The organism is Methylocystis sp. JR02 (assembly GCF_030063565.1).
Classification (GTDB): Bacteria; Pseudomonadota; Alphaproteobacteria; order Rhizobiales; family Beijerinckiaceae; genus Methylocystis; species Methylocystis iwaonis.
On record NZ_JASIRC010000001.1, the window covers coordinates 684,416 to 704,703 of the forward strand.

Below are 20,288 nucleotides of genomic sequence, written 5' to 3' on the forward strand. Positions count from 1 at the left end.
GTCGATAAACCTCCGAGGCGGCCTCGTCCTTCGAGACGCGAGCGTCGCTCGCTCCTCAGGATGAGGCCTAAGTGTTTTACGCAGATGCAAAAGCCCCTCATGCTGAGGAGCCTGCGCAGCAGCAGGGGCGTCAACGCCCCTTTGTCAGAAGTCTGCGCGCCTGAAGGCGCGCGGTCCGGTTTTTCTCAAGAGGCCACGTAATTTTCGACCGTTTGCTCCGCGATGATCCGCATCAGCGGGATTTCGTCGAGCGGCGCGCCGGCGGCAAGGTCCCGGCCCACGACCGCCAGCGCGCGCCAGACCGGATCGACCGGATTCTCCGCATGCAGCGACAGAGCGGTGAGCGCGCATTGGCGCGCCCAAAAATCGCGCCGGCCCGGCAGATAGGATTTCAGAACGGCCTCGGCGCGGCGCTTCTTGCCTTTCACCTTCGCGAAGATGTCGTCGATGTCAGGCCCGGCCTCGAACCAGTCTTGCGTGTAGTCAGAGGCCGCTGCGAGGGCGTCCGCCGCGGCCAGGGCGTCCTGCCCGGCGCCGGTTGCTGGAAACTCCGAAAGCAGGCGATCGACGATCTCGGCCGGCGTGCTCGACTCCGGCGCCAGCGGCGGGAAATCGAAAGTCTCGGCCGCATGGGCCAGCTCGAAAGGCGGCAGGGTTCCCGCCGCGAGATTTTCCGCCAGCGCCAGCGATAGAATCAGCAGCAGCAGCGGGAGTTTTACTTCCGACAGATGCGCCGCGAGCGACGCGCCGTGAAGCAGCAAATCCAGCTCGTGCTTGCTCATGGGGTCCGACACGATGACGTTGGCCACGCCCTTTTCGCTCAGCATGAAGAGCGCCGCCTGAAATTTGGCGCCTTCCTTCTTCGCCGCGACCAGCGTGCGCGCGCCTGTCGCGTCGCAGACCGAGGCGTAGCATTTGTGCAGCTTCACATTGGTCTTGGCGGCGCCGCCGATCTCGGGCGCGGTCTTCATCGCCGCATCGACCCACTCCTGCCGCTGCGGCGGGAGCCAAGGGCGCATGCGCGCGAGCAGCCGGTCCCGGCTCTTGTCTTGCGCCCGTCTGGCAAGATTGCCGAGCGCCGCTTGCGCGAGTGCGGCGTCCTTGTGGAGGGCGAAGCCCGCGATTGCGCCTCCCATGACCGGTAGGCCGATAGACGCAATTTCGCTCAGGCAGCGCAGGGCGTCCTCCGAGGGGAAAAGCGCGAAAGTCTTGCGCAACTGCTCATGCGCGCCGAAAAGATCGAGACCGGATTTCTCCACCAGCTCGGCGAGGCCGGCTCCCAGGGCCGTGACTGCGCCGACTGCCGGCTGGTCCTGCAATTTCGCGACGACCGCCTGCTTCAGCGCCTCAGGCGCCTCCAGCTCCGCCTCGATCATGACGCGCCCGAGGAGCATCAGGTCGTCGACCGCCAGATCCTCCACCTCAACGGCGCCCTCGACAAGTTCGCAGATCTCCAGCAATTCGCGGCGGGCGGCGCGGTCTCCGCCATTTGCCTGGATGCGCACATCGACGAGGGCGTCGATGAGCGAATGCGAGAAATCCTCCCTTTCGGCGTCGTCCATGTCCCCTTCGACGCAGGCGGAGATGAACTCGTCGAAAAGATCGGCTGCGTCCTCGGGGCCACGGGTAGCGCCGCCAGCCGCCTCGAGGAAAGCCGCGAGGTCCTCCGGGTTGACGCTGTTCAGCAGTTCCTGCAACTGCGCGGACTTGTCTGGCGCGCTTTCCTTGTTCTTGGGCGCGCCAGCGGCTTTCTTCGTGCGGCTCATCGGCTTTCTCCGTGGAAGCCCAATGTCACGCCGGCAGAAAGGCCCCGCAACTTTGCGGATGGCTTTTCCCCATCGAAGTAGAGGCGCCTCGCGGACCGCGGGCCTTCAGGCCCGCATTTTTGAGCGCGCCCGAAGGCGCGCGGTCCAGCGACTATTGCGGAACGGCGTCGCGGCGCTTAATCCGGCCGCTATGGCGTTACAACACGATCCGCGGCCGGCGCTGCCCGCAAGGACATTGGCGTCCGTCGCCGATCTCGCGTCCGCCGGGCTTATCCCCGCAAAGCGCGCCGCGGCGCTTGCCGAGGTCGAAGCCCGCTACAGCGTCGCCGTCACGCCGGAAATCGCCGGGCTGATCGACCCCTCCGATCCTGCCGACCCGATCGCGCGGCAATTCCTGCCCGACGCGCGCGAAATCGTGACCCTGCCGCAGGAACTCACCGACCCCATCGGCGACACAGCGCGCAGTCCCGTGCCGGGAATCGTGCACCGCTACCCCGATCGCGTGCTGCTCAAGCTGCTCACGGTCTGCCCGGTCTATTGCCGCTTTTGCTTTCGCCGCGAGAGCGTCGGGCGGGGCAAGGGCGATCTGCTCGGCGAGGCCGAGGTCGAGGCGGCGCTGGATTACATCGCCGCCAACCCGCAAATCTTCGAGGTCATTCTCACGGGCGGCGATCCGCTGATGCTTTCCGCCCGTCGTTTGGCGCAAGTCGCGCGGCGACTCGCGGCGATCCCGCATGTCGCCGTGCTGAGGGTTCACACGCGCGCGCCGACCGCCGCGCCCGATCTCGTGACGCCGGAGCGGCTCGCGGCGCTGCGGGAGAGCGGCAAGGCGCTTTATGTCGCTTTGCATGTCAATCATGCGCGGGAGCTTTCGGCGGGCGCCTGCACGGCCATCGCGCGCTTGCGCGCGGCGGGCGCGACGCTCCTGTCGCAGACCGTGTTGCTCGCCGGCGTCAACGACGACGCCGCGATCCTCGAGCAGCTCATGCGCGCGCTTCTCGCCCAGGGCGTGAAGCCCTATTACCTGCATCATCCCGACCTCGCGCCCGGAACGGGCCACTTCCGCACGAGCATTGCGGCCGGCAAGGTCCTTCACGCCGAGCTGGCGCGCCGCATCACCGGGATAGGCCTGCCTTCCTACGTGCTCGATATTCCTGGCGGCTTCGGGAAAATTCCCGTCTCGGCGTTGGAGCCGGACGGGGCGGGGAGCTGGCGCGTCCTCGATCGGGCGGGGCGCCTGCATCTCTATCGCGACGATCTCTAAGATCGCCTCAAGATTGTCGCGATTCGGCGCTTTGTCGCGGTTTCGCCTTCTGGAGAGATGCGTTGCGCAGACTGACGCTTATTCTTGTGCTGTGTTTCAGCGCCCTCGCTTTGGCGATGGCGCGCGCCGATGAATCCGCGACGACCATCGAGCATCACAACGCCCGGCTCGACCGCGCTCACGCCAGTTTGGAGAGCGCGCAAAAGAGCATGGAAGATCCGGCGCTGAACGACCGGGCCCTGCGCCAGTTGCGCGACCGGACGGAGCCGCTGCGCCAGGAGTTCGAGGATATTATCGAGGCGCTCACGCCGCGTCTCGCCGCCATTGACGCGCGGCTCAAGGAGCTGGCGCCGGCGGAAACCAAGGCGGCCGAGTCGCCGGCGCCAGCCAAGGCGCAGCCTCAAATTCAGCCTGCCCAGATGCAGGCTGCGCCGCCGCAAGCTGCTCCGCCCCCGGCGGCGCAAACGAAGGCGCCGGCGGCGGCGCCCGCCACGCGGTCTGGCGCGCCGAACCAACAGCCCAAGCCCGACGCCGTGAAATCGCAGCCGCCGCCCGTTGTGACCGCGCCCGAGGAGCCGGCCGCTTCGGCGGAAGCGAGCGCGAACGCCGAGCTCGACGAGCAGCGCAAGCTCCACGACGCCACGGACGCGACGTTGAAGCGCGCCCGCGCTTTGCTGCTCGAAACCCGTCAGCTCACGGTCGCCATCGTCGCGCGGCAGCGCGCGCTTTTCGCCAAGACGGTTTTCCTGCGCACGAAGAGCCTCTTCTCGGTGGATTTGTGGCGGGAGGCCGTCCGGGACGCGCCCGGCGTCTTCGGCGCGGCGGAAGCCTTTCTGCGCGACCGCTCCGCCAATTTCGTCGCCCGGACGGAAGGGCGTCGCCTGCCGCTGATCGCCTTCGTTCTGGCGATCCTGCTGGCCCTGCCGCCTGCGCTCCTGCTCGCGCGCCGGGTGCTGAGGCGCAATCACGACGGCGTGAAAGTGACGCCGATGCGGCGCGCCGCGGCGGCCGGCTGGACAGCCCTCGTCGCCGCCGCCGCGCCGATCGCCGCCGCGGCGGCTTTGGGTTCGGTCCTCGAAGCCTATGATCTGCTCGACTCGACTCTCGAGCCCCTGGCCGAGCGGCTCTTTGAGGGGGTCGCGCGCATCGCCTTCGTCTATGGCGTCGCCCGCGCCGTTTTCGCGCCAGGGCATCCCGATTGGCGCGTGATCGATCTCGGCGACCGCCTCGCCAGATTGTTCGTTCGTCTCTTCGTCTTGGGGGCGGCCGTCCTTTCCGTTACGCGGATCCTCGAGCAGATCGAGGAGACCGTGCAGGCGAGCATGCCCGTCGTCATCGTGACGCTTGGGACGAGCGTCATGATCCACGCGGGCCTGCTGCTCTGGGGGCTCGTGGCGCTCGCGCCGCGAGAAGGGGAAGCCTCGGCGGGCGCTGGAAAGACGCGCGACTGGCTCGTCGCCTTGCGCCTGTCGGGCGCCTTGATGCTCGTTCTGATCCTCGGCGCCTGCGTCGCCGGCTATGTGACCTTCGCCAATTTCATGATCCTTCACGCCAGTTGGATCGCGGCGGTCGCCTTCGTTCTCTATGTCTCAGTCGTCCTGTCGGCCGGCGGGGTGGAGCACGCTTTCTCCGCCGAGGGGCTGCTCGGCCGCGGCATGATCGAGGCGTTGGGCCTCAAGCGGGAGCAGCTCGCGCCGGTCGGCGTGCTGCTCGCCGGCATTGTGACGCTCGTCGCCTGGGGCGCCGCCGCGCTGCTCGCCATCGCGCCTTTCGGCTATTCGTCGAACGACATTCTCGCCAATCTTTGGAGCTCATTCGTCTCCTTCAAGATCGGCGACGTCACCATTTCGCCGTCGGCGGCGCTGACCGCGGTTGCGCTGTTCCTGCTGGTGCTGGCGGCGGCGCAGGGGTTGCGGCGCTGGCTCGATACGCGCCTTCTGCCGCTGACCCGGCTCGACACCGGCCTGCGCAGCTCGATCAGCGCCACGCTCGGCTATGCCGGCGTCATTGCGGCGGTGATGACCTCCTTGTCGAGCATCGGCATCGGCGTCGAGAAGCTCGCCATCGTCGCGGGCGCGCTGTCGGTCGGCATCGGCTTCGGCCTGCAGTCCATCGTCAATAATTTCGTCTCCGGGCTGATCCTGCTCTGGGAGCGCGCCATTCGCGTCGGCGACTGGGTCGTGGTCGGCGACGAGCAGGGCTATGTGCGTCGGATCAATGTGCGCTCGACAGAGATCGAGACCTTCGACCGCGCGACGATGGTGGTGCCGAACTCCAACCTCGTCACCGGCGTCGTGAAAAACTGGCTGCGCGGCGATCGGGTGGGGCGCATCAAGGTGGCGCTTTCTCCGCATCCGGGCGTCGATCCCGAGCAGATGCGCGACATCATGATCGCCGCCGCACGCGCGCAGGAGGGCGTGCTGCGCATCCCCGCGCCGCAGGTGATGTTCCTCGGCATGGAGACGACCGCCTTCAAATTCGAGCTATGGTGCTATGTCGAGGACGTCGAGAAATCCTCGCGCGTGCGCAGCGATCTGCATTTCGACCTCTATCGCCGGCTCAGCGAGGCGGGAATAAAGATCGCCGCCGAGCCGGCGCCGCCGCCCAAGACGATCCTGCAGCTTCCCGAGCTCGACAAGCTCGCCGCCGCCGCCGCGGCAAGCGCGCTCGCGATCGAGGCGGGGATCGTGCAGCTCTCTTCTCCGGACGATTCCTCGGTGGATCAGGCGCCGGCGGAGGAGCGGGAGAGCGACAAGGTCGACGCTTAATGGGTTAGTTAGTCGGGCCGAATTTCCGCTTATGACCCTAAATCGGCCAACTGACCAAATCGCCTGGGTTGTATCGAGCAAAATAGAGCGTGGCGGGTTTGTCACACTGCGCTAGAAACGGCCGCTGCGGCTTTAACTTAGCATAGTTTTTGCCTGGACTGTCCCGGTCGGAAGACGTCTTTGTTTAGGGGATGCGTTCTTAGCTCATCCGCTTAAAGGATAATCCGATGGCAAAACCACTGATTTCGGCGACCGCCCTCAGCTTCGCAGTCGCCACTTCAAGCTTCGCCGCCGACCTCCCCAGCGCAAAGGCTCCGCCCTTATCCCCGTCGCCACCCCCCGCTCTTTGGACGGGGTTCTATGCTGGCTTGAATGCTGGCGGAGGCTGGGGCGCCACGAATAATGCGCCCACTGTTAGCGCGCCGCTGCTTGATGCTGTGGCTTTCGCCGCTAATAATCTTGACCCCAAGAACCAGCTTCCAGGGACCGGCCTCATTAATGGGAGCACTGCGCTAGCGAACAGCGGCGTCGCCAACGTAAATCAGAGCGGCTTCATCGGCGGCGGCCAAATCGGTTACAACTACCAGTGGGGCCAGAACTTTGTCGCCGGCCTTGAAGCCGATATTCAAGGATCCACCATCCGAGGGAGCGGGTCATACACCGGCGCGTCGCAGGACCACATAGCTTGGCGGGACCCAATTGGTATCCCTCCCATTGTTGTTGTCGGCGGGGTCCCTCTTACGAACGCTGGGCCCTGCTGGGCTGGCTGCAACCTTACCCGCAGCGCTCTGGGCTTCGGACAAGTCACCGCTGGCGTGGACTGGATGGGCACCGTTCGTGGTCGTCTTGGTTATCTCGTCACGCCCACCATGCTAATTTATGGAACGGGCGGTCTCGCCTTTGGCGGCGTTCATGGGTCGTCGACTCACGGCGGTGTAACGCAGGCCGTCCTGACAGGGCTGAATGCCTCTGCTTTTCCAGTGCCATTTAATTATTCGCAATTTAATGGCACGTATACTATCCCAAACATACCGGGAGCAGCCAGTTACTCCAATACGCGGGTCGGATGGATAGCCGGCGGCGGCGTGGAATGGATGTTCATGCCCAATTGGAGTCTGAAAGTTGAGGCGCTTTATTATAATCTTGGCAGCGCGGCAATCTACTCTACCCCAGTGAGCCTCGTGTCACCATTTACGATCAACCTTGGCGGCGTCAATGTTTCAGCCGGCCAATTGCTGACTGCTAACGCGCCTGTGACTCGCATCAAATACGATGGCGTCATCGCCCGCGCGGGCGTGAACTATCATTTCAATTGGTTCGCTCCGCCGGCTCCGGTTCTCGCCAAGTATTGATGGGTCTTGGCTTGGGGCCTACCGTGTGGAAAAGACGAATGCCCGGCCTCGCGCTGGGCATTTTCGTTTGCGCTCTTGGCTCTACTATGCGGCAGTCTATCAGACGCTTGGCGAATGTTCGCTATTGGCGCATCCGTCGGTGGTGCTGAACATTTCCATCGCGTCACATGTCGTTCAGGAACTCAGCAACATCCGCCATTGATGGGCGGCTCGCTGTGTGTGGTTGCACGCAAGCGTGGACCAGCTCTTGCAGTTTAAGCAGCTCTGCATAAGCAGCAGTACACCGCTCTAGCAATTCGCCAAGAAGCAGACCCCAGGCACGGACTTCGGTTCGTTGCCAAAGACTCCCTTCTTCACCGACCGGAAGCACACACGCCGCGCCGAAATCGCTAAGCGCCGCGTCGCCGTCTTGCCCGTCCCAAAGAACATTATGAGCGTAAAGATCGCCATGCAGTAACCCCCTAGAATGCAGATGAGCAGTGGCCGACGCGACGCCACGCGCTAGCTGAAGGGCAGCCGTCGGTGTTAGACGCAATTCGGAGGAATACACATCACGGCTACAGGTCGTGAGGTTTGGAGGGGCCGCGAGCGGGCGCCAATGAGCCGGTAGCAGCGGCATCAATAGCCCATCTCTCCCCTCGGGGTGATCCACCAAACGACCCAAAGCCGCCGTAAGGTTAGGATGTTCCCCCGCAGCCAAGCATGTCGTTATTTCACTTAGAGGGGAACCGTCGCTCGTCATGGCGCCCCGGAAAAGTTTCACCGCCACAGAGATCGGCTCGCCGGCTTTCTCTGCTCGCCAAAGCCCGTGATGCACTTCTCCGGAGGCGCCTCGGCCCAGACGCGCTCCGATGTCGAGATCCGCCCAAAAAACGGGCGCAGCGACTGCGGGCGGCAAATCGCGCTGCAGAGGATTTCCGTTCCAGGAAATCCAGGCGAGGCTGGGAAGCTGCACAAGCCACGGTGGAAGCGCATCAAAGCGGTTGGAGCTCAGCCGCACCAGCTCCAGAGACGACGCATCGGCCAGACTGCTCGGAAGAATGCGGAGCCGATTCCCCGCCAGCATCAACTTCTGTAAATGCGGTCGCTCGCCAAGAGCTTCGGGGAGCTGCTCAATGCGGTTTTCAGTGAGGATCAGCCAGCGCAATTTTGGCGGCAGAGCTTCTTCGGGAACTTCTCGTAGCCCGGACGCCCGGAAACCGATCTGGCTCAAGGAGCGGCAATCCCCAAGCGCCGAGGGAAGTCGCTCGAAGTTATTGCCTGAGCAAAATAATACGCGCAGCCGATGAAGGCGGCTCATGTCATTGGGGAGTTCAGTAAGCCGGCCACCGCTGAGGTCCAAGACCTCAAGCGTATCAGCCAAGCCAAAGATCTCCCGCGGGAATTCGGTCAGCCCCGGCAAACGAAGCTCGCGTATGCCGGCGAGATCGCCGCGACGAAGACTTTGCAGGTCCGACTTTTGAAATTCTGACACGACTTCCTCTAGCGGCGACTTTCCCCCACGGCGCCTACCTTCCTACGGTCTCCTCGGCAGCGATGGAAGCGCGCCGGCGCCGGCAACATTCGGGAGGATCTTCCGTCTGATTTTTCCCACTAGAGAAAATTAATCTCGGGTCAGCAAAGACGCCAATTTGTCAGCAGCCTGTGCGGGCCTGAAGGCCCGCGGTCCGGGGCGCTTTGGACCGCGAGCCTTCAGGCTCGCATTGCAGGAACGCGCGTGCTAGAGGGGCGCTCTCGAAATTCGCGACCCGCCGTCATTGCGAGCGGAGCGAAGCAATCCAGGGCCGTGATGGCCGCTCTGGATTGCTTCGTCGCTTCGCTCCTCGCAATGACGGGCGCTCGCTCCGCTGGATCATCGCCGCCCCATGTCCGAGGTCGTTACCCGCTTCGCCCCGTCGCCCACCGGCTTCCTGCATATCGGCAGCGCGCGCACGGCTTTATTCAATTGGCTCTACGCCAGGCGCCATGGCGGGCGGATGCTGCTGCGCATCGAGGACACCGACCGCGAGCGCTCGACCGAGGCGGCGATCGAAGCCATTCTCGACGGCATGAAGTGGCTTGGCCTCGATTGGGACGGCGACGCCATCTACCAGTTTTCGCGCGCGGCGCGCCACGCCGAGGTGGCGCATGAGCTGCTGGCGAAAGGCCTGGCCTATCGTTGCTATGCGACGCCGCAGGAGCTCGAGGAAATGCGCGAGAAGGCGCGCGCCGAAAAGCGCCCGCCGCGCTACGACGGCCGCTGGCGCGATCGCGATCCGGCCGAGGCGCCCGCCGGCGCGCCCTTCGTCTTGCGCATCAAGGCGCCCGAGGCGGGCGAGACGGTGATCGAGGACGCTGTGCAGGGCAGGGTGGTCTTCCCCAACAAGGACCTCGACGATTTCATCCTGCTGCGCTCCGACGGCACGCCGACCTATATGCTCGCCGTCGTCGTCGACGACCACGATATGGGCGTCACGCAAATCATCCGTGGCGACGACCACCTCACCAACGCCGCGCGGCAGAAGCACATCTATGAGGCGATGGGCTGGCAGACGCCGGCCTTCGCGCATATTCCGCTCATCCACGGGCCGGACGGCGCCAAGCTCTCCAAGCGCCATGGCGCGCTCGGCGTCGACGCCTATCGCGCCATGGGCTATGTGCCGGCAGCGCTGCGCAACTATCTCGTGCGTCTGGGCTGGAGCCAGGGCGACAAGGAGTTCTTCACGCAAGAGGAGATGATCGAGGCGTTCGATCTCTCCCAGGTGCATCGCTCGCCGGCGCGCTTCGACTTCGTGAAGCTCGAAAATATGAACGGGCATTATCTGCGCGATACGCCCGACGACGAGCTGTTCCAGATTTTGGTCGACACGCTGCCTTATCTCCAGGGCGGCGCGGCGGTGCTGGCGGCCCTCGATGATCATAAGCGCGCCCAGTTGCGCGCGGCGCTTCCGGGTCTGAAAGCGCGCGCCAAGACCCTCAACGAGCTCGTCGACGGCGCCGGCTTCCTCTTCGTGCAACGCCCGCTGCCGATGGACGAGAAGGCGCAAAAGCTCCTCTCGCCGGAAGCGAAGGGGCGCCTTGCCGCGCTGGGGCCGAACCTCGCCGCGCTGACCGAATGGAGCGCCGCGGCGACGGAAGGCGTGGTGCGCGATCTTTCGGTCGAACTCGGCGTGAAGCTCGGCGACCTCGCGCAGCCCTTGCGCGCCGCGCTCACCGGCCGCGCGACCTCGCCCGGCATTTTCGACGTGCTCGAGATTCTCGGGCGCGACGAGAGCCTGGCGCGCATCGCTGATCAGAGTGCGTGACGGCAGGGACTGACGGTATGGACCGCGCGCCTTCAGGCGCGCTCGAAATGCGGGCCTGAAGGCCCGCGGTCCTGTCCCAAAGAGCTTCAAAGCTTGACAGTCTTCGCGGTAGCGGTAACCTTTTTGCGCTGCACAAGAGGTCGTCCCCGCCCTAGATGTGCAAAAAACCAAAGGCCTGCCGGCATCGCGACGTATTTATAAGAGAACGTCGCGGCGGCTGGGGCACGGCGCCGCCGCGCGTCCGGGCCGACTAACGAGGGTGCGCAATGGCCGACAACAAGGCTTCTTTCTCAGTGGGCGGCAAAAGCATCGACCTTCCCGTCATGGAAGGCACGATGGGACCGTCCGTTATGGACATCCGCAGTCTCTACGCCGAGACCGAGATGTTCACCTTTGATCCCGGCTTCACCTCCACCGCCTCTTGCGAGTCGAAGATCACTTTCATCGACGGCGACGAGGGCGTGCTGCTCTATCGCGGTTATCCGATCGAGCAGCTCGCCGAGCACGGCGACTTTCTCGAGACTTGCTATCTGCTGCTCTACGGCGAATTGCCGACGGGCGCGCAAAAGGCCGATTTCGACTATCGCATCACGCGCCATACGATGGTGCATGAGCAGATGGCCCGCTTCTTCCAGGGCTTCCGCCGCGACGCGCATCCGATGGCGGTGATGGTGGCCTCGGTCGGCGCGCTCTCGGCCTTCTATCACGACTCGACCAATATCGCCGATCCGGTCGAGCGCATGGTCGCGTCGACGCGCATGATCGCCAAGATCCCCACGCTGGCGGCCATGGCCTATAAATATTCGATCGGCCAGCCCTTCGTTTATCCCAAGAACGACCTCGACTATACGTCGAACTTCCTGCGCATGTGCTTCGCCGTGCCGTGCGAGGAATATAAGGTCAATCCGGTCCTCTCCCGCGCGCTCGACCGCATCTTCATCCTGCACGCCGATCACGAGCAGAACGCGTCGACCTCGACGGTGCGTCTCTCGGGCTCCTCGGGCGCCAATCCCTTCGCCTGCATCGCGGCGGGCATCGCCTCGCTGTGGGGCCCGGCGCATGGCGGCGCCAATGAGGCCGTGCTGAAGATGCTCTCCGAGATCGGCACGCCGGATCGCATTCCGCAGTTCATCGCCCGCGCCAAGGACAAGAACGATCCCTTCCGGCTGATGGGCTTCGGCCACCGCGTCTATAAGAACTACGATCCGCGCGCAAAGATCATGCAGCGCACGACGCGCGAGGTGTTGAACGAGCTGGGCGTGAAGGACGTGCTCCTCGACGTCGCGCTGGAGCTCGAGCGCATCGCGCTCTCCGACGACTATTTCATCGAGAAGAAGCTCTATCCGAACATCGATTTCTATTCGGGCATCACGCTGAAGGCGATGAACTTCCCGGTCGCCATGTTCACCGTGCTCTTCGCCGTGGCGCGCACAGTCGGCTGGATCGCCCAGTGGAAGGAGATGATCGAGGACTCCGGCTCCAAGATCGGCCGCCCGCGCCAGCTCTACACGGGCGAGAAGCGGCGCGATTATGTGCCGATGTCGAAGCGGTAGGAGCTTATGGACCGCGAGCCTTCAGGCTCGCTCTTGACTATGCGAGCCTAAAGGCTCGCGGTCCGCTCTCCCAAATTGGCGGCTCTTGGATTAGATGAGGTTCCGTCTCGTCTCTTCCCGGAGCCGCCGTGCCTTCCTCGCAAATGTCCGATCTTTGGTTCGAGACCCGGGTCGCCGCCGAGAGCCTCGCCGATTTCGTCTCGGGCGCCCGTCTGCGGCTCGGCGTCACCGGCCTGTCACGCTCAGGCAAGACGGTCTTCATCACCTCTCTCGTGCATCATCTGACGCGCGCGCTGGCGGCCGGGCGCAAGGCGCATCTGCCGGTTTTTCGCGCGCTGGCGGAAGGCCGCATCGTTTCGGCCCATCTCGATCCGCAGCCGGATTTCAACGTGCCGCGCTTCGCCTATGAGGAGCATCTCGAAGCGCTGACGAGCGGCGATGAGCGCCATTGGCCGCAATCGACGCGCCGCATCTCGGAGCTGCGCGTCGCCATCGAATTCAAATCCAACGCCTGGTCGCTGCGCCATATCGGCCAGGAGACGGCGCATCTCGACATCGACATCGTCGATTATCCGGGAGAATGGCTGCTCGATCTGCCCTTGCTCGGCAAATCCTATGCGCAATGGTCGCATGAGACGCTGAAGGCGGCGAGCGCGGCCGCGCGCGCCCCGATCGCCGCCGAATGGCGCGGCGCGACCGTCGGCGTCGATCCCAAGGGGCGCTACTCGGAGCAGTCCGCCCAGAAGCTGGCGCGGCTCTTTACCGAATATCTGCGTCTCGCCAAGACCGAGCGTTTCGCGCTCTCGACCCTGCCGCCGGGACGCTTTCTGATGCCCGGCGATCTCGAAGGTTCGCCCGCGCTGACTTTCGCGCCGCTGCCGGTGGAGGAGGGGGAGGAGCTGCCCTATCGTAGCCTCGGGCGGGAGATGGAGCGCCGCTACGAAGCCTATAAGACTCACGTGGTAAAGCCCTTCTTTCGCGACCATTTCGCCCGTCTCGACCGGCAGATCGTCTTGGTCGACGCGCTCGCGGCGTTGAACTCGGGCCCAGCGGCGGTGCGCGACCTCGAAAACGCGCTCACCGACGTGCTGAACGCTTTCCGCACCGGCCGCTCCAATCTGCTCTCGACGATTTTCCGGCCGAAGATCGACCGCATCCTGTTTGCGGCGACGAAGGCCGACCATCTGCACCATACGAGCCACGACCGGCTGGAGGCGATCCTGCGCCATCTCACCGGCCGCGCCATTGCGCGGGCGGAAGGGGTCGGCGCGGAGATCGACGTGATCGCCATGGCCGCGGTGCGGGCGACGCGCGAAGCCGTCGTGCGCCACGAAGGTGAGAAGCTGTCGGCGATCGTTGGCACGCCGCTCAAAGGCGAACGCATCGGCGACGACGTCTTCGACGGAGTCGCGGAAGGCGCAATCTTTCCCGGCGAATTACCTGACGATCCGAAAGCGGTGTTTCGCGGAGACGCTTTGGCGCTCGACGAGGAGGAAGCCGAGTTTCGCTTCCTCAAATTTCGCCCGCCGGTCGCCAAGGTCGCAAAAGACCGCGAGCCTTTGCCGCTTCCGCATATCAGGCTCGATCGCGCGATGGAGTTCCTGGTGGGCGACAAGCTGGTTTGAAGCTGCGGGAGTTTGCGCGGGGCCGTTTGATACCTCCTTTTGAACAGCTCGCGTCGAATCCAGAGCCACAAAAGCGCGGGTTGCTCTGGATTCCCGATCGCTCGCTATGCGAGCGTCGGGAATGACGCCGACCCAACCCGATAAAAAACAACTCCGTCATTGCGAGCGCAGCGAAGCAATCCAGGGCAGCTACAGCGGCTCTGGATTGCTTCGTCGCTGCGCTCCTCGCAATGACGGTGGCGGGCTCCGTTTATATGCTTTTGCCCGACGCGCGTTCACCAACAATAAACCGGCGGTCGCGTGACCGCCGGCTCGTGAAGCGTCGCAGGGGTTCGGGCGTCAGGCGCCGCCCGGCTCGCCGCTGAACTTCACCAGAATATCTTGATCACGGACAATATACTGACACGCAAGGCGGTATTTTGGCGCCACATCTTCCACTTCGGCCAAGCGGATTTCCTCGGCGGTGATTTTGCCGAGGGATTTGAGCTGGGCCTTTTCCTTCTCGGTCAGAAGCGAGCCCATGGTCTTTCCCGAAAGCGTGACCACCTCGATCAGGCAGGAGCCGCATTCGCCGTCGCGACAATCATGCGGGATTGCAATCTTGTTCGCATCGGCGACGGAGAGGATCGTCGACGTATCGCCCGCGATCGCATAAACAGTGACATTCTTATGCAACAAGGGCGACTGGAAAGTGACATTGGGGATGGCGTTTCCTATCCGAACTTGAACAGCACGCCGAAACCGCCGCGCGGGTAGTTCCAGGTGATGTCGCCGGACGCTTCGCACAACACCCGACAGGTGCCGCATTCGAGACAGCCGTCCGGCGTGATTTCAACCTGTCCCGAACTGGTTTCAGAATAGCAGCCCGCCGGGCAGATGTGAGTCATCGCCAGGAGATTTTCAGAGGGTTTTTCGTGCGGACGAATGGCGATATGCGGCTTGCCTGCGTCCACGAGATAGCGATTTTGGTAGAGTTTTTCCTCAACTCGGGCGGCGAGGGACATGGGATTTCTCCTCTCGGAATGTTCTTTCCTCGATTACGCAAGAACAACGCCAACTCGATGCGTCAGCGCCAGGCGCGCGCAAGCTTCCATGCGTCGCCGAACAGGCCAGACAATTTGCGCTCCTTCAAAAAGGCGCCGATGGTGGCCTTTTCCTTGTCCAACTTAGGGGTGCCGTCGACGCGCAGGAAATTCTCCATGGCCTTCGAAACGAGCTGCGGATAGGCCAGGAAGTAATTTTGCGAATTGGCGTGCAGAAGCGCCGGCATATCCTTGTATTTCTTGAGGTCCTTCATGACGAAGCTGTCGTCGAGGAGCTTTTTGTAAAGCGCCAGATTTTGCTTCGTCATCGCGTCCTTGCGGGATTTGATCTGGAAGATCGCTTCGCCCGCGAGGCGCCCCGAGGTCAGCGCGAGATTGGAGCCTTCGCGGTGAATGGCGTTGTTGAGTTGCGCCGCGTCGCCGCAAACCACCCAACCATCGCCGAAAAGCTCCGGAATTGTGTTGTATCCGCCCTCGGGGATGAGATGGGCGGCATATTCCTTCACTTCCGAGCCTTCGAGCAGCGGTTTGATCGAGGGATGGTTTTTGAACGCCTCCAACAGGCCGTAGGGCGTATCTTTATTTTCAGCAAAGTCCGAAACCAGACAACCCATGCCGACCGAAATGCTCTCCTTGTTGGTATAGACGAAGCCCATGCCCGTCATGCCTTTGGAGATGACGCCGGCCGCCTCGACGACGACGCCTTCGTCGCCATGGAGATTGAAGCGCGCTTCGATCGTTTCGCGCGGCAGGAAGTGCATTTCCTTCACAGCCAGCGCGACATGCTCGGGCTTTGGCGACGGACGCAGACCGGCGCGCGTGCCGAGCAGGCCGTTGACGCCTTCGCACAGCACGACGACATCGGCGAAGATGGTGCCGCCGCGACGGTCGGTGCGCACGCCGATGACCTTGCCGTAAGCGTCGCTCACCAGCTCCATCACCGTCGTTTCGCAGATGACGATCGCGCCCTGCGCCTGCACTTCTTTCGAGAACCAGCGGTCGAACTGCGAACGAACAATCGTGTAGCGGTTCGGCTTGTCTTCGTTGAAGTCGTCGTTGCGATATTGGATGGCGGTATGGGAGCGATCGCCCATCATCCAGAAACGCTGTTCGACGAGATGGCGCTCGAGCGGCGCCTCCTCGCGGAAGTTCGGGATGATCTTCTCGACCATATCGGCGTAGAGGATCGCGCCCTGGACGTTCTTCGAGCCCGGATACTCGCCGCGCTCGAGCTGCAGCACCTTGAGGCCGCGGGACGCCATGGTGTGCGCCGCGGCGTTGCCGGCCATTCCGGCGCCGATCACGATCGCGTCGAATCTTTCTTCGATCATGGCAGTCTCCATTCACATGCAACCGGCGCCAGGCCGGACAATTTCGAAGTGTTCATTAGCCGGCGAGCCGATCACGCTGATGGGGCGATAGTCTCGCGCGGAAAGCTTCGGTGAGCGCCGGCAGCAGGCGGATGGCGTCCGTGGCGATGCCGATATGCGCGAAATCGAAGATCGCCGCGTTCCTGTCCGTGTTGATCGCAACGATGCAATCCGCGCCTTCGACGCCGACGCGATGCTGAATCGCGCCAGAGATGCCGGCGGCGATATAAAGCTTCGGCCGGATCGTCTTGCCGGTCTGACCAATCTGGCGCTCGGCCGGGAGCCAGCCTTTCTGCACGACCGGACGCGAGCAGCCATATTCGGCCCCGAGCACGGCAGCGAGGTTCTTCACGAGCTGGAAGTTCTCGGCGCTCTGCAGGCCCATGCCGCCGGCGACGACCACATCCGCGAAGGCGAGATTGCTCTTGTTGGAGTCGCGGTCGGGAATGAAGCGCAGCAGCTTGGTGATGATCGAGTCTTCGTCGAGCTCGGGCGTGAAGGGCACGATGCGGCCGACGCGATCGGCGACGCGCTCCGGCATCGGCATCACGCGCGGACGCACAGTCGCCATCTGCGGGCGATAATTCAGCGTGTAGATCGTGCAGAGCAGCGAGCCGCCGAAGGTCGGGCGCGTTGCGGCGAGCGAGCCGTCGGCGTCCACCGCAAGCTCGGTGCAGTCGGCGGTGAGGCCCGTGAGCAGCGTCGTCGCCACGGAGCCCGCAAGGTCGCGGCCCAGATTCGTCGCGCCGAGCAGGAGGATTTCCGGCTTATAGGCGTTGACGAGCTGAGTCACCGCCTTGGCGTAAGACTCGTTGCGATAGTCCGTCAGCACCGGATGCTCGACGAGATAGGCGACATCCGCGCCGAAGCGGAAGGCCTCGGCGGCGGCTTCCTTGGTGCCTTCTCCGGGGCCGCCGAGCACGACCGCGCCGAGCTCGACGCCGAGCTTGTCGGCAAGCTTGCGGCCTTCGCCGAGAAGCTCCCAGGAGACGGGGTGAACGTCACCGCGCTCCTGTTCAACGCAGACCCAAACATGCTTGTAACCGCGGAAATGCTCCGGCAGCTCTTTTTTTGCGCTAGCGCGAGTGGCGGGCGGCGGCGTGGGGGACATCGTCAGCTCCTGTTTCGAATTTTCGAGCGCGCTTCGCGCAAAAAACCGGTTTCCACTTTTTCGCCACGCGCTCTAGAGTCCGGAAGCGAGTTTGGTCATGTCGGCTTCGAGCGCCGGATGGCGTCCGAAGATGGAGGCGATCAGCGCATCGGCGGAATCGCCCGCCGTCTTGCCGGGCTCGACAAAAGCGGCCTTTTCCGAACGCGGCGCCGGCGCGAAGACCTTCTTCACGATGGTCGGCGAGCCCTTGAGACCGCATTTGGTGAGATCCTCGATCTCCGCGTCCTTGGCGCTCCAGGTGACGATCTCGGCGCGGGCGGCGCGAAGCGCGTCGTTGAAGGCGCCGCGGCGCACTTCATTGGAGCCCTCGATCATGGTGATGAGGCAGGGCATGGCGGTCTTGAGAACCTGCACGCCGCCCTCGGCGCGGCGCTCGACGACGACTTCGCCCTTCTCGGGATCGCAGTCGACGAGCTTCGAGATATAGGTGAGCTGCAACAGGTTCAGGCGTTTGGCGATGCCGGGGCCGACCTGCGCCGTATCGCCGTCGATCGTCTGCTTGCCGGTGAAGACGATGTCCTGCTTGCCGAAGGTCTGCTCGATCTTGCGGATCGCCTGCGCCAGCGCATAGGTCGTCGCCAGCGTGTCGGAGCCTGCAAAAAAGCGGTCGGTGAGCAGCACGGCGCGGTCGGCGCCGATCGCCAAAGCCTTGCGCAGCGACTCCGAGGCCATGGGCGGGCCCATGGTCAGCACGGTCACTTCGCCGCCGAATTTGTCGCGCAGGCGCAGCGCCTCTTCCAGCGAGAAGAGATCGTAAGGATTGATGATCGTCGGCACGCCCTGCCGCATGATCGTATTGGTCACGGGATGAACGCGGATCTGCGCGCTATCCGGAACCTGCTTGATGCAGACGAGGATTTTCATGTTTCTTTTCCTGGCTCAGCTCCGGGCGACGGTCAGCGTGGTCAAGGGAACGAACGGCTTCGCCGGCTCCTCCTTCGGCTTCACGGCGTCCTTGTGGACCTTGAAGACGCGTTCCGCGATGGGCGAAGAGGCCGCGAAATCCTCATAGGCTTTGGTGAGCGTCTCTTTGCAGGCGGCCCGCGTTTCTTCGTCGGGGACGCCGTCGAAGTCGTTCTTGGAGAGATATTCCGCCATGCGGCGCAGAATATGGAGGCGCGCGACGCGCACCACCGCCGGGTCGTAGTCGACGCCGAGCGCTTCGAAGAAGTCTTCGGCGGAGTGAAGCTTCCGCAATTCGTCGAACACGCTCATGGCGTCGTCTCCTTTTCACTGGTCTTCGAAAGGGTTTCGTTCTTGCGCGCCTGCAGATGCGCGAGGCGCGTTTCGAGGAAGTCGAGCCGGTCGATCAGCACCGAAATGGCGTCGCCGACCGGATCGGGAATGAGATGATGTTCGAGGTCGATGCGGCCGTCCGGACCCGAGCGGCGCCGCTCCACTTTGACGATACGGCCGGGAATGCCGACGACCGTCATCTCGGGCGGAATGTCTTCGATGACGACCGAATTGGCGCCGATGCGGGAGCGGGCGCCGACCGTAATGGGCCCGAGGATTTTCGCGCCGGCGCCGACGAGCACGCCGCTTTCGATCGTTGGGTGGCGCTTGCCCGGCGCCCATGACGTGCCGCCGAGGGTGACGCCGTGATAGAGCGTCACATCGTCGCCGATGACCGCCGTCTCGCCGATCACCACGCCAGCGCCGTGATCGATGAAGAGACGCTCGCCGATCGTCGCCCCGGGATGGATGTCGATATTGGTGATCAGCCGTGCGAACCAGGAGAGAAAGCGCGCCGGGAATTTGACGCCGCGGCGCCAAAGGCTGTTGGCGATGCGATAAAACAGGATCGCATGAACGCCCGGATAGAGCAGGGCGACTTCGAGCGAATTGCGCGCCGCGGGATCTCTGCTCAGAACGCAGGAGACGTCGCCGCGCAATTTGACGAAAAGCGTCGGTGTTGTGGCGGTTGTCAGCGGCGCTGAGGCGGCGAGACTCATGGCGCGCCTCCACATGCGCTCTTGAAGAGGTTCTTCAACTCACGCTTCGTCATTGGCGCCGCCTTCTCGTTCGCGCGCTGGCGGATTTGCGCGAGGAGCGCATTCGCCAGGTCGCGGTCGATGTCGAAACCCAGTTCCGCGCCCTTGCTTTTCAGCGCCGCGACGCCCGAGTGCTTGGCCAGCACGACAGTGTTGCGCCGGCCGAGCAGGGCAGGGTCGATCCCCTGATAGGTGCGCGCGTCTTTTAAGAGCGCAGCGACATGAATGCCCGACTCATGGGTAAAGACGTCGGCGCCGACGATCGCCTTCGAGCGGCCGATGCGCCTGCGGGCGGCGCGGGCGACGAGCTTGGAAAGGCCAGGGAGCTGATCGGCGGCGATATTGGTGCGGCCTCGCGCGACATGGCCGAGCGCGACGGCGATCTCTTCCAGAGCGGCGTTGCCGGCGCGTTCGCCGAGGCCGAGCACGGTGACGGAGGCATGCGTCGCGCCGGCGCGGATCGCCGCGAGCGTATTGGCGGTCGCAAGGCCAACGTCGTCATGGCCGTGGAATTCGATGGGCAAATCCGTCTCGGCGCGGACATTGGAAATCGCCTCGAAGGCGGAGAACGGCTCGAGCAGGCCGAGCGTGTCGGCGAAGCGATAGCGCCAGGCGCCGGCTTGCTGCGCGGCGCGGAGAATGACGCCGACGTCGCGCGGATCGGCGCGGGATGAATCCTCGCCGCCGAGCGCCACTGTGAGACCCCGCTCACAAGCGTAGGAAACGATCGAGCGGACGCGCTCGGCCACAGCCGGGACGTCGACGCCGAGCTTGACGCCGATCTGCAGTCGCGACATGGGTGCGGAGATGTTCACATGCGCGACGCCGGCCGACAAAGCAGCATCGACGTCACTCTTATTCAACCGGCACCAGGCCATCACGCGGCAGGAAAGACCTTCGGCCACCACGCCGCCGATGGCGTCGATTTCATCGCGTCCCATTGCCGGCGTGCCGGCTTCGATTTCATCCACCCCCGCGGCGGCGAGCGCTTTCGCGATCGCAACCTTGTCGCGCGCCGTGAAGGCGACGCGCGGCGCCTGCTCACCGTCGCGGAGCGTCGTGTCATTGATAAAGACGCGGGGGTGGTCGACGTTCACG

General features: G+C 64.0%; 16 protein-coding genes. 6 read left to right on the plus strand and 10 right to left on the minus strand.

All coding sequences use genetic code 11. The features are described from left to right. Positions 1–185: 185 nt before the first annotated feature. Positions 186–1,766 carry a Y4lR C-terminal helical domain-containing protein gene (locus QNA11_RS03100; protein ID WP_283481933.1) on the minus strand — a complete coding sequence of 527 codons (1,581 nt, stop codon included), beginning with the start codon at positions 1,764–1,766 and terminating at the stop codon, positions 186–188. Between the two features lie 190 nt (positions 1,767–1,956). Between QNA11_RS03100 and QNA11_RS03105 the strand changes: the two genes are divergently transcribed. The 3 genes from QNA11_RS03105 (at position 1,957) to QNA11_RS03115 (ending at position 7,150) form a co-directional block, all read left to right on the plus strand. Continuing rightward, positions 1,957–3,030, plus strand: a complete 1,074-nt coding sequence (locus QNA11_RS03105; protein WP_283481934.1) for a lysine-2,3-aminomutase-like protein — start codon at positions 1,957–1,959, stop codon at positions 3,028–3,030. 62 nt (positions 3,031–3,092) lie between these two features. Further along, positions 3,093–5,798, plus strand: coding sequence for a DUF3772 domain-containing protein (locus QNA11_RS03110; protein ID WP_283481935.1), 2,706 nt, complete (start codon positions 3,093–3,095; stop codon positions 5,796–5,798). Between the two features lie 227 nt (positions 5,799–6,025). Next, a complete protein-coding gene (locus QNA11_RS03115) occupies positions 6,026–7,150 on the plus strand; it encodes an outer membrane protein (RefSeq protein ID WP_283481936.1) in 1,125 nt (374 codons plus the stop codon). A 163-nt stretch (positions 7,151–7,313) separates the two neighbouring features. Here the strand turns inward: QNA11_RS03115 and QNA11_RS03120 are convergent, their stop codons facing one another. Further along, on the minus strand, positions 7,314–8,624 hold the full coding sequence (locus QNA11_RS03120; protein WP_283481937.1) for a leucine-rich repeat-containing protein kinase family protein: 1,311 nt from the start codon (positions 8,622–8,624) through the stop codon (positions 7,314–7,316). A gap of 391 nt (positions 8,625–9,015) precedes the next feature. On the opposite strand from QNA11_RS03120, the gene gltX reads away from it, so the two are divergent. The 3 genes from gltX (at position 9,016) to QNA11_RS03135 (ending at position 13,612) form a co-directional block, all read left to right on the plus strand. Further along, positions 9,016–10,434 (plus strand): glutamate--tRNA ligase, encoded by a 1,419-nt coding sequence (gene gltX, locus QNA11_RS03125; RefSeq protein ID WP_283481938.1) that lies wholly within the window; start codon positions 9,016–9,018, stop codon positions 10,432–10,434. Between the two features lie 266 nt (positions 10,435–10,700). Continuing rightward, on the plus strand, positions 10,701–11,987 hold the full coding sequence (locus tag QNA11_RS03130; RefSeq protein ID WP_283481939.1) for a citrate synthase: 1,287 nt from the start codon (positions 10,701–10,703) through the stop codon (positions 11,985–11,987). A 143-nt stretch (positions 11,988–12,130) separates the two neighbouring features. Next, positions 12,131–13,612, plus strand: coding sequence for a YcjX family GTP-binding protein (locus tag QNA11_RS03135; RefSeq protein WP_283484152.1), 1,482 nt, complete (start codon positions 12,131–12,133; stop codon positions 13,610–13,612). 339 nt (positions 13,613–13,951) lie between these two features. Here the strand turns inward: QNA11_RS03135 and QNA11_RS03140 are convergent, their stop codons facing one another. The 8 genes from QNA11_RS03140 to nifV form a co-directional block, all read right to left on the minus strand. After that, on the minus strand, positions 13,952–14,287 hold the full coding sequence (locus tag QNA11_RS03140) for a 2Fe-2S iron-sulfur cluster-binding protein (protein ID WP_283481940.1): 336 nt from the start codon (positions 14,285–14,287) through the stop codon (positions 13,952–13,954). Between the two features lie 38 nt (positions 14,288–14,325). Beyond that, positions 14,326–14,616 carry a ferredoxin family protein gene (locus QNA11_RS03145; RefSeq protein ID WP_165049071.1) on the minus strand — a complete coding sequence of 97 codons (291 nt, stop codon included), beginning with the start codon at positions 14,614–14,616 and terminating at the stop codon, positions 14,326–14,328. Between the two features lie 62 nt (positions 14,617–14,678). Next, the gene (locus tag QNA11_RS03150) at positions 14,679–15,986 is read right to left on the minus strand and encodes an FAD-dependent oxidoreductase (protein ID WP_283481941.1); all 1,308 of its coding nucleotides are present in this window, start codon (positions 15,984–15,986) and stop codon (positions 14,679–14,681) included. A 55-nt stretch (positions 15,987–16,041) separates the two neighbouring features. Next, positions 16,042–17,136, minus strand: a complete 1,095-nt coding sequence (locus QNA11_RS03155; RefSeq protein ID WP_283481942.1) for an electron transfer flavoprotein subunit alpha/FixB family protein — start codon at positions 17,134–17,136, stop codon at positions 16,042–16,044. Between the two features lie 72 nt (positions 17,137–17,208). Then, entirely contained in the window at positions 17,209–18,060 is an 852-nt protein-coding gene (locus QNA11_RS03160) for an electron transfer flavoprotein subunit beta/FixA family protein (protein ID WP_283481943.1), read from the minus strand. A gap of 15 nt (positions 18,061–18,075) precedes the next feature. Continuing rightward, positions 18,076–18,411, minus strand: coding sequence for a nitrogenase stabilizing/protective protein NifW (gene nifW / locus QNA11_RS03165; RefSeq protein WP_202073374.1), 336 nt, complete (start codon positions 18,409–18,411; stop codon positions 18,076–18,078). Next, positions 18,408–19,151 (minus strand): serine O-acetyltransferase, encoded by a 744-nt coding sequence (cysE, locus tag QNA11_RS03170; RefSeq protein WP_281928078.1) that lies wholly within the window; start codon positions 19,149–19,151, stop codon positions 18,408–18,410. The genes nifW and cysE overlap by 4 nt, the downstream gene beginning before the upstream one ends. Next, entirely contained in the window at positions 19,148–20,287 is a 1,140-nt protein-coding gene (gene nifV / locus QNA11_RS03175) for a homocitrate synthase (RefSeq protein ID WP_283481945.1), read from the minus strand. Before nifV ends, cysE begins: the two co-directional genes overlap by 4 nt. Position 20,288 lies beyond the last annotated feature (1 nt).

Coding starts and splice junctions, on each gene's coding strand:
- QNA11_RS03130 (WP_283481939.1), top strand. CDS start 10,701: ATGGCCGACAACAAGGCTTCTTTCTCAGTGGGCGGCAAAAGCATCGAC.
- QNA11_RS03115 (WP_283481936.1), top strand. CDS start 6,026: ATGGCAAAACCACTGATTTCGGCGACCGCCCTCAGCTTCGCAGTCGCC.
- QNA11_RS03150 (WP_283481941.1), bottom strand. CDS start 15,986: ATGATCGAAGAAAGATTCGACGCGATCGTGATCGGCGCCGGAATGGCC.
- QNA11_RS03155 (WP_283481942.1), bottom strand. CDS start 17,136: ATGTCCCCCACGCCGCCGCCCGCCACTCGCGCTAGCGCAAAAAAAGAG.
- nifW (WP_202073374.1), bottom strand. CDS start 18,411: ATGAGCGTGTTCGACGAATTGCGGAAGCTTCACTCCGCCGAAGACTTC.
- QNA11_RS03145 (WP_165049071.1), bottom strand. CDS start 14,616: ATGTCCCTCGCCGCCCGAGTTGAGGAAAAACTCTACCAAAATCGCTAT.
- QNA11_RS03160 (WP_283481943.1), bottom strand. CDS start 18,060: ATGAAAATCCTCGTCTGCATCAAGCAGGTTCCGGATAGCGCGCAGATC.
- QNA11_RS03135 (WP_283484152.1), top strand. CDS start 12,131: ATGTCCGATCTTTGGTTCGAGACCCGGGTCGCCGCCGAGAGCCTCGCC.
- gltX (WP_283481938.1), top strand. CDS start 9,016: ATGTCCGAGGTCGTTACCCGCTTCGCCCCGTCGCCCACCGGCTTCCTG.
- cysE (WP_281928078.1), bottom strand. CDS start 19,151: ATGAGTCTCGCCGCCTCAGCGCCGCTGACAACCGCCACAACACCGACG.
- QNA11_RS03100 (WP_283481933.1), bottom strand. CDS start 1,766: ATGAGCCGCACGAAGAAAGCCGCTGGCGCGCCCAAGAACAAGGAAAGC.
- QNA11_RS03105 (WP_283481934.1), top strand. CDS start 1,957: ATGGCGTTACAACACGATCCGCGGCCGGCGCTGCCCGCAAGGACATTG.